Annotated in this window: 6 protein-coding genes; 5 read left to right on the top strand and 1 reads right to left on the bottom strand. The window is 64.7% G+C overall.

Annotated elements, in window-relative coordinates:
• Nucleotides 1–176 precede the first annotated feature (176 nt).
• From ABYB95_RS13100 to htpG, 5 genes are all read left to right on the top strand, one after another.
• Nucleotides 177–941 (top strand): pseudouridine synthase, encoded by a 765-nt coding sequence (locus ABYB95_RS13100; RefSeq protein ID WP_372659009.1) that lies wholly within the window; start codon nt 177–179, stop codon nt 939–941.
• Between the two features lie 38 nt (nt 942–979).
• Nucleotides 980–1,588, top strand: a complete 609-nt coding sequence (locus ABYB95_RS13105) for a hypothetical protein (protein WP_372659004.1) — start codon at nt 980–982, stop codon at nt 1,586–1,588.
• 85 nt (nt 1,589–1,673) lie between these two features.
• Nucleotides 1,674–2,450 (top strand): hypothetical protein, encoded by a 777-nt coding sequence (locus ABYB95_RS13110; protein WP_372659005.1) that lies wholly within the window; start codon nt 1,674–1,676, stop codon nt 2,448–2,450.
• Nucleotides 2,451–2,524: 74 nt separating this feature from the next.
• Complete coding sequence (locus tag ABYB95_RS13115) at nt 2,525–3,907, top strand: lipase family alpha/beta hydrolase (RefSeq protein ID WP_372659006.1); 1,383 nt, start codon at nt 2,525–2,527, stop codon at nt 3,905–3,907.
• 209 nt (nt 3,908–4,116) lie between these two features.
• Nucleotides 4,117–6,066 carry a molecular chaperone HtpG gene (gene htpG, locus ABYB95_RS13120; RefSeq protein WP_372659007.1) on the top strand — a complete coding sequence of 650 codons (1,950 nt, stop codon included), beginning with the start codon at nt 4,117–4,119 and terminating at the stop codon, nt 6,064–6,066.
• Between the two features lie 28 nt (nt 6,067–6,094).
• Here htpG and ABYB95_RS13125 read toward each other — a convergent pair whose 3' ends face one another.
• The gene (locus ABYB95_RS13125) at nt 6,095–7,111 is read right to left on the bottom strand and encodes a formyltransferase family protein (RefSeq protein WP_372659008.1); all 1,017 of its coding nucleotides are present in this window, start codon (nt 7,109–7,111) and stop codon (nt 6,095–6,097) included.
• Nucleotides 7,112–7,385 lie beyond the last annotated feature (274 nt).

Genomic DNA, 7,385 nt, shown 5'->3' on the forward strand with positions numbered 1-7,385 from the left:
AACCACGTGGTGACGCTCGCCGCCCGGCTGGTCCAGGCAGCGCGCAGGCCCAGGCACAGCGCCCCGGACGCGACGACTACCGCGCTCCACCCGCCGCGCCACGGCCCGTGCGGGCCGACCGGCCCGATCTGGCCCGCGTGGGCAATGTCAACGGCGAGGTGCGCCTGAACAAGCGCATGGCCGAGCTCGGCCTGTGCTCGCGCCGCGAGGCCGACGCCTGGATCGCGCGCGGCTGGGTGCTGGTGAATGGACAGCCCGCCGAAATGGGCATGCCCGTGGCGCCGGACGTGCAGATCGAAGTGCTACCGCAAGCTCGCCACCAGCAGGCCGGGCAAGTCACCATCCTGCTGCACAAACCCATGGGCTACGTGAGCGGCCAACCCGAAGACGGCCACGAAGCCGCCGCCACCTTGATCGGCGCGCCCAGCCAGTGGCGCGGCGACGCACGCACCCCCGAAGATGGCCGCCGCTTCGCGTCCGAACACACGCGTGGCCTGGCGCCCTGCGGTCGGCTCGATATCGATTCCACTGGCTTGCTGGTGCTCTCGCAAGACGGCCGCGTCGCCCGCACCCTCATCGGTGAAAACAGCGGTATCGAAAAGGAATACCTGGTGCGCGTGCACTGGGCGCCCAACGGCCCGCAGGGCGAAGGCGTGGTCTCGCAAAACGTGCAAGCCGTCTTCCCGGCCCAGCAACTCGCCCGGCTGCGCCACGGCCTCAGCCTGGACGATCAGCCGCTCAAACCCGCCCAGGTGGACTGGATGAACCCCGAGCAACTGCGCTTCGTGCTGGTCGAAGGCAAAAAGCGCCAGATCCGCCGCATGTGCGAGCAGGTGGGCCTGCACGTGGTGGGTCTGAAGCGCATCCGCATTGGCAACGTGGTGTTGGGCAATTTGCCGGTGGGTCAGTGGCGGTTCTTGGGGGTGGGGGAGAGCTTTTGAAAGCTTTCCAAACTCGAGTTCAGTTGATTGGCGCGTAAATGCAAACGGTAGCGGAACATACAGAGGTGGTTGACTTGGTGCGGTGGATCAACGATCGCACGGCGGGGCTCGTATATCAGTCTGATGAGCGATCTCAGCTCGCGGTCGGGTGTTTCGATGTTGCCTTGGAGCATCAAGCTGCAATCGCTGTGCTTCATTCGTCAGAACTCTATGGATCCGCATTCGCTTTGATACGAGTTCTTTCGGAGTCACTGGTCCGCGGCTTGTGGCTCTATCAGTGCGCCACCGAAGTCGAGTTGACAAAGTTCAGGAAGGGTCATATCGGAAAAGATTTCGGAACTCTTGTTGCTGAGTACGAGAAAAAAATCGGTACGCCAGGTGGTGTGTTTTCGAGTTTCAAGCTCTCGGCTTGGAATCAGTTGAACGATTTCACGCATACGGGATTTCTTCAAGTGAGCCGGCGACACAAGCATGGACGCGTAGAGGGTAGTTATTCTGATCAGGACCTCCAAAAAGCTCTTGGCGCGGCGGGGGCGCTTGGGTTAATCGCAGCGGTTCAACTCGTGAGTATTGCGGGGAGGCAAGACCTTCTCCCCTCGTTCTTGGACCGGATGTCCGCATATGCGAAAGCAGATTCCGGCGGCTAACGCGAGGTGTTTCCTGTTGCCGATATGGCTTGTCGTGTGAGCGGAGGCTCCTTTGGTTGCCAACCTAAACGAGTCTTGAATTGACATGCCACCACGCCACCGCATATTCATCCGCTCCCAAGCCATCCAGCGTGCCCGTCGCAAGCTGGAAGCCGAGTCCTACCCCAGATTGCAGATGACGCTGATCGCGGCGCTGACGGGCGCTTTTGGCTTGCTCTCTTCGTTCGTGATGCTGCGCCAGGGCGTGGAGAGCATGGCTTTGCGCTACCCGCTGGCGGTGGGTTTGGCCTATGCCATGTTTCTGTTCCTGGTCTGGTTGTGGCTCCGGACCAATCGGGAGGACTACGCAGATGTGCCGGACTTGTCGCCTTCATCGGGGTCTGGCTCGGGGGGCAGTGGCGAGGTCGGTATGCCGATCCGCAGTGGGGGACGGGGCGATTTTGGTGGTGGCGGTGCGAGCGCCCAATTCGACCGCGCGGGCTCACCGGTGGCTGACAGCCCGGGCCTGTCTTCCGACCTTGGCGACGCCGCAGGCGCGATCGCAGAGGCCGACGAGCTGGCGATCCCGCTGCTGGCGGTCGTGCTGGCGGTGGGGCTGGCCGTTGCGTCGCTGTATATCATCTATATCGCCCCGGCGCTGCTGGCCGAGTTGCTGGTAGACGGTGCGCTGTCGTATGCCTTGTACCGTTATGTTCGCGGAGACGATCCCGAGCACTGGTTGGTTACTGCGGTACGGCGTACCGCGCTGCCGTTCGTTTTCACCGCCATTTTCGTGGCGGTTGCGGGAGCTGGTATGTCGGCATATGCGCCAGGTGCTCGTTCGATTGGCGAAGTGGTGCGCGTCGCATCCTCGTCCAAGTAGCCTGCAAACGGGTGCATGCGAGCGCCTAGGTTGCTCCCCCCATCGCTAAACCAGAAGCGGGGTCACAATGCGCCATGGCACCTACCACCCCATCCGATTCCAAGCGCACCAACCTGCTGCGCCACCTGCGCCCGTCCGACCTGAAGGCCGCGGCCCAGCTCGCGACCCAGGCCACCCACGGCGTGATCGACATCACCGAGGGGGTGCACCAGTCGGTGCGGCGCACGCTGGGGCTGTCCAGCGGCGCTTCTGACACGCAAACCGGTGGGCTGACGGGGCGGATCTACCGGGGCATCCGTGGTGTGGCCGCGCTGGTGGGGCAGGGCGCCGACGGCGTATTGGGTGCGCTGCTGCCGCTGCTGGACGACCCGTCCACGCACCCCGACGCTTCGCCGCAGCGCGAGGCGGTGCTGGCGGCGCTGAACGGTGTGATGGGGGACCGGCTGCAGGCCAGCGGCAACCCTCTGGCGCAGGCGATGGAAATGCGCTTCAACGGGCGAACGCTGGCCCTGGCCACACCCGAAACACCCGACGCAACCGGCGCAACCGGCGCACTCAAGAAGCAGCTCGGTGCGGCCGCCAGCCCCCATTTGCTGCTGCTCGTGCACGGCCTGTGCATGAACGACACCCAGTGGCGGCGCGACGGCCACGACCACGGGGCTTACCTTGCCCAGGCGCTGGGCTGCACGCCGGTCTACCTGCGCTACAACACCGGGCGTCACGTTTCGGAAAACGGGCGCGAGCTGGCCGCCCTGCTGGCGCGGCTGGTGGCTGCGTGGCCGGTGCCGCTGGTGCGCATCAGCATCGTGGGCCACAGCATGGGCGGGCTGGTGGCGCGCTCGGGTGTGCAGATCGCACGCGAAGAGGGCCAGGCTTGGCCGGGCTTGCTGCGCGAGCTGGTGTTTCTGGGGACGCCGCACCATGGCGCACCGCTGGAGCGCGCCGGCCATGGGGTCGACGTGTTGCTGGGTGCCACGCCGTTCAGTGCACCGTTTCAGCGGCTGGGCCAGTTGCGCAGCGCGGGCATCACCGACCTGCGCCACGGCTCGGTGCAAGACGCCGACTGGCAGGGGCGTGACCGGTTCGGCCCATCCGAACGCCGCGCGGTACCCGACGCCGATGCGGCGGCTCGTAGAGCCGGGCGCAACCCGGGCTGGGGCCCCTCTTTTGAAGACCACCAGACGCCGCTGCCCTTGCCCGAGGGCGTGGCCTGTTTTACCGTGGCGGCCACCCTGGCTGGGCAACGGGGCCTGCTGGCCGAGCGGCTGACGGGCGATGGCCTGGTGCCGCTGAACAGTGCGCTGGGCCGGCACGACGACCCCGAGCGCCAGCTGGTGTTTGCCAAAAGCAGCCAGCGCGTGCTCTACCGCACCGGCCACCTGGACTTGCTCTCGAACCCAGATGTGGCGGCGCAGTTGCTGGCTTGGCTGCGCCCGTTGCCGTCGGCTGTCGACTGAGCGCGATCGCGCCCCATCGGGCTGCGCTGGCCCAAGCCCTTCCACAGGCTCAGGGCGAACGGGGTGGAGGCGGTTCGTCCTTGCGGCCACAACCCGGGGCTTGAAAAAACCGCTTCCGCCCATAATTCGTGCTTGCGAGTTCGTGCGCGGCTTCTTGGGCTGCGCGCCTGTTTTTCATTTTTCACCGATTGCGGTCACGAACCACCACCATGAGCAAACAAACCCTGTCGTTCCAGGCCGAAGTGTCGCAACTGCTGCACCTCGTCACCCATTCGCTGTATTCCAACCCCGAAATCTTCGTGCGCGAGCTGGTGTCCAACGCCTCCGATGCTTGCGACAAGCTGCGCTTCGAGGCCTTGAACAACGCCGCCCTGTTTGAAGACGCGCCCAACTTGGAGGTGCGCGTGGCCTTCGACAAGGACGCGAAGACCATCACCATCACCGACAACGGCATTGGCATGAGCCAGGCCGAAGCGGTGGAGCACCTGGGCACCATTGCCAAGAGCGGCACCAAGGACTTCATGGGTCACCTGAGTGGCGACCAGAAGAAGGACGCGCAGTTGATCGGCCAGTTCGGCGTGGGCTTTTATTCGGGCTTCATCGTGGCCGAGAAGATCACGGTCGAATCGCGCCGGGCCGGTTTGCCCGCCGCCGAAGGCGTGCGCTGGGTCAGTGGCGGCACGGGCGAGTTTGAGGTGGAAACCATCGAACGCGCCGAACGCGGCACGCGCATCGTGCTGCACCTGCGCGACGACGCCAGCGAATACCTCAACCACTGGAAGCTCAAGTCCCTGATCACCAAATACTCGGACCACATCAGCCTGCCGGTGCTGATGCAAAAGGAAGAGTGGGACCAGGAGAAAAGCGAATATGTGCAGCAGGACGTATGGGAGGCTGTGAACTCGGCCAACGCCCTGTGGTCGCGCAGCAAGAAGGACGTGAGCGATGAGCAGTACGCCGAGTTCTACAAAAACCTGAGCTACGACCAGGACCCACCGCTGGCCTGGAGCCACAACCGGGTGGAAGGCACGACCGAATACACGCAACTGCTGTATTTGCCGGCCAAGGCGCCGCACGACCTGTGGAACCGCGACCGCAAGGCCGGTATCAAGCTGTACGTGAAGCGTGTCTTCATCATGGACGAGGCCGAAAGCCTGATGCCTTCGTACTTGCGCTTCGTCAAGGGCGTGGTCGATTCGGCCGATTTGCCGCTCAACGTGAGCCGCGAACTGCTGCAGGAAAGCCGCGACGTGAAAGCGATCCGCGAGGGCAATACCCGCCGCGTGTTGGCCATGCTGGAAGACCTGGCCAAGAAGGACCAAGCACCCGAAGCCGCCGCCAGCACCGACGGTGTGACCGACGTGGTGTCGGAAGAAGACAAGGCTGCGGCCGAGAAAGACGCGGGCAAGTACACGGCGTTTTACGCCGAGTTCGGTTCGGTGCTGAAAGAAGGCCTGGGCGAAGACCACGCCAACCGCGACAAGCTCGCCAAGCTGCTGCGTTTCGCCTCCACCCAGGCCGAAGGCCTGAGCACCGGCCTGGGCGACTACAAGGCCCGCATGAAAGAGGGCCAGGCGGCGATCTACTACATCACCGCCGATTCACTGGCCGCCGCCAAGAACAGCCCGCAGCTGGAGGTGTTTCGCAAGAAGGGCATCGAAGTGCTGCTCATGACCGACCGGGTGGACGAGTGGGCGCTGTCCTTCCTCACCGAGTTCGACGGTACACCGTTGCAGTCGGTGGCCAAGGGCGCGGTCGATCTGGGCACGCTGCTCGACGACGACGAGAAGAAAGCCGCCGAAGTGGCCGCCGAAACCTTCAAGCCGCTGCTGGAGCGCCTGAAGGTCAGCCTGGCCGACAAAGCCAAGGACGTGCGCGTGACCACCCGCCTGGTGGACTCACCGGCCTGTCTGGTGGTGGGCGACGGCGATCTGTCCACCCAGCTCTCGCGCATGCTCAAGCAGGCCGGGCAGCAAGCGCCCGAGGTGAAGCCGATCCTGGAAGTGAACGCCGAGCATGCCTTGGTGAAAAAGCTGGAAACCAGCGAACACTTTGACGACCTGGCCCACATCCTGTTCGACCAGGCCTTGCTGGCCGAGGGTGGCCTGCCGGAAGACCCGGCGGCTTATGTGAAGCGCGTCAACACGCTGCTGGTCTGAGGTTGCTGCGGAGGCCGGGGAAGGGGCATCAGTCCGGACCGATCTCCGCTGCCTCCGCTGCCGTCACCATTTCTGGAGCCATTTCCGCAGCCATTTCTGGCGCCACCGTCGGCACGCGGTGGTCGGCCCATTGCGCTTCAAATGCCGCTATCGCGGGCAACAACACCTGGTGCGAGAACGCGGTGCTCAGACCATACAGCTCGCAGTACAGCCGCGCCATATCGGCCGCACTGTCCACCAGCCGGATGCCTTTGTGGGCGGCGTGTTGAATGTCGTCTTCGGTCGGGTAGCTTCGGTAGTTGCCGGTTCTGGGGGGCTGGGGCAAGGGCTGCACCGGGTGCCCGTGCGTGAGCCGCCGCAGCGTTTGCACCACCAGGTGGGCGCCGGGTACACCGAGCTCGATCATCGAGCTCAACACCGAGGGATGGCCCGACAGGCGCAGCCGGGCCGTGGCGATCAAGGCGCCGGTGTCAATGCCTTCGGTGATTTCGTGCAGCGACACCCCGTGGGCGGGCCGCCCTTCCAGCAGGTTCCAGAACGGCGCCAGCAGACCACGGTTGTCGGGCAAGGGGCCGTGGTGCAGGTTCCATAAAAAGCCACCTTGCTGCTGGATGCGGTGCATGTGGCGGGTCTTGAACAACAGGTAGTTGTGCGCCGAAACCGCACCCAGAAAATCGGGGTGATCGATCTCGGCGGACACCCGCTCATCGTCCAGCTGCGCGATCGGGTGGAAGCCGCCATGCATGCGCGCCAGTTCGGTGAACGACTTCAGCGCCGGCAACAGCGTGGCCGCCCGGCCAGGCCCCGAGCGATCAAGCTCGGGAAAGATGTGCGCGTGCAAAAGCCCGCGCTCGTAGAACGCCATGCGCTGCAAGGAGGGCGGAGGGGCGGTCCGCGGTTGTGGGATGGGTGTGAGGAACACCACCGGCCGCAGCCCCATGGCCACCATTTCGCTCAGAGCGTGGTTCAGGATGATGTTGGGTATCACATCGTCACTGCAAAACAAGACAACCCGGTTTCGGGTGCGCGCAGCAGGGCTGGTCATGTGTTTGGGCTTTCGGTCTGAAGCCGGTGCAATCGGGTGATCTGCCGGCGGTGGTGGCGGGTGGTGGCATAGGCCCCAAGCGTGGGCGCTGCGGATCGTACAGGGGGTTTTGCGCGATCTCTTCCCAGCGTTGCCGAAGTGCGCAACGGCCGCCGACCCGCATCGGCGCACGATCCACCATGCCTTACCACCTTCGATTTACAAGCGTTTGCCGGATGGTCCGGCACGGGCGTGGCCGCACGGACGCCCAGTTCGCGAGCGCTGCTGATCGGCC

Origin of the sequence: Hydrogenophaga sp., from assembly GCF_041633695.1 — a bacterium.
In the GTDB taxonomy this organism is placed as follows: domain Bacteria; phylum Pseudomonadota; class Gammaproteobacteria; order Burkholderiales; family Burkholderiaceae_C; genus Hydrogenophaga.

Coding starts and splice junctions, on each gene's coding strand:
- ABYB95_RS13100 (WP_372659009.1), top strand. CDS start 177: ATGGCCGAGCTCGGCCTGTGCTCGCGCCGCGAGGCCGACGCCTGGATC.
- ABYB95_RS13105 (WP_372659004.1), top strand. CDS start 980: ATGCAAACGGTAGCGGAACATACAGAGGTGGTTGACTTGGTGCGGTGG.
- ABYB95_RS13110 (WP_372659005.1), top strand. CDS start 1,674: ATGCCACCACGCCACCGCATATTCATCCGCTCCCAAGCCATCCAGCGT.
- ABYB95_RS13115 (WP_372659006.1), top strand. CDS start 2,525: ATGGCACCTACCACCCCATCCGATTCCAAGCGCACCAACCTGCTGCGC.
- htpG (WP_372659007.1), top strand. CDS start 4,117: ATGAGCAAACAAACCCTGTCGTTCCAGGCCGAAGTGTCGCAACTGCTG.
- ABYB95_RS13125 (WP_372659008.1), bottom strand. CDS start 7,111: ATGACCAGCCCTGCTGCGCGCACCCGAAACCGGGTTGTCTTGTTTTGC.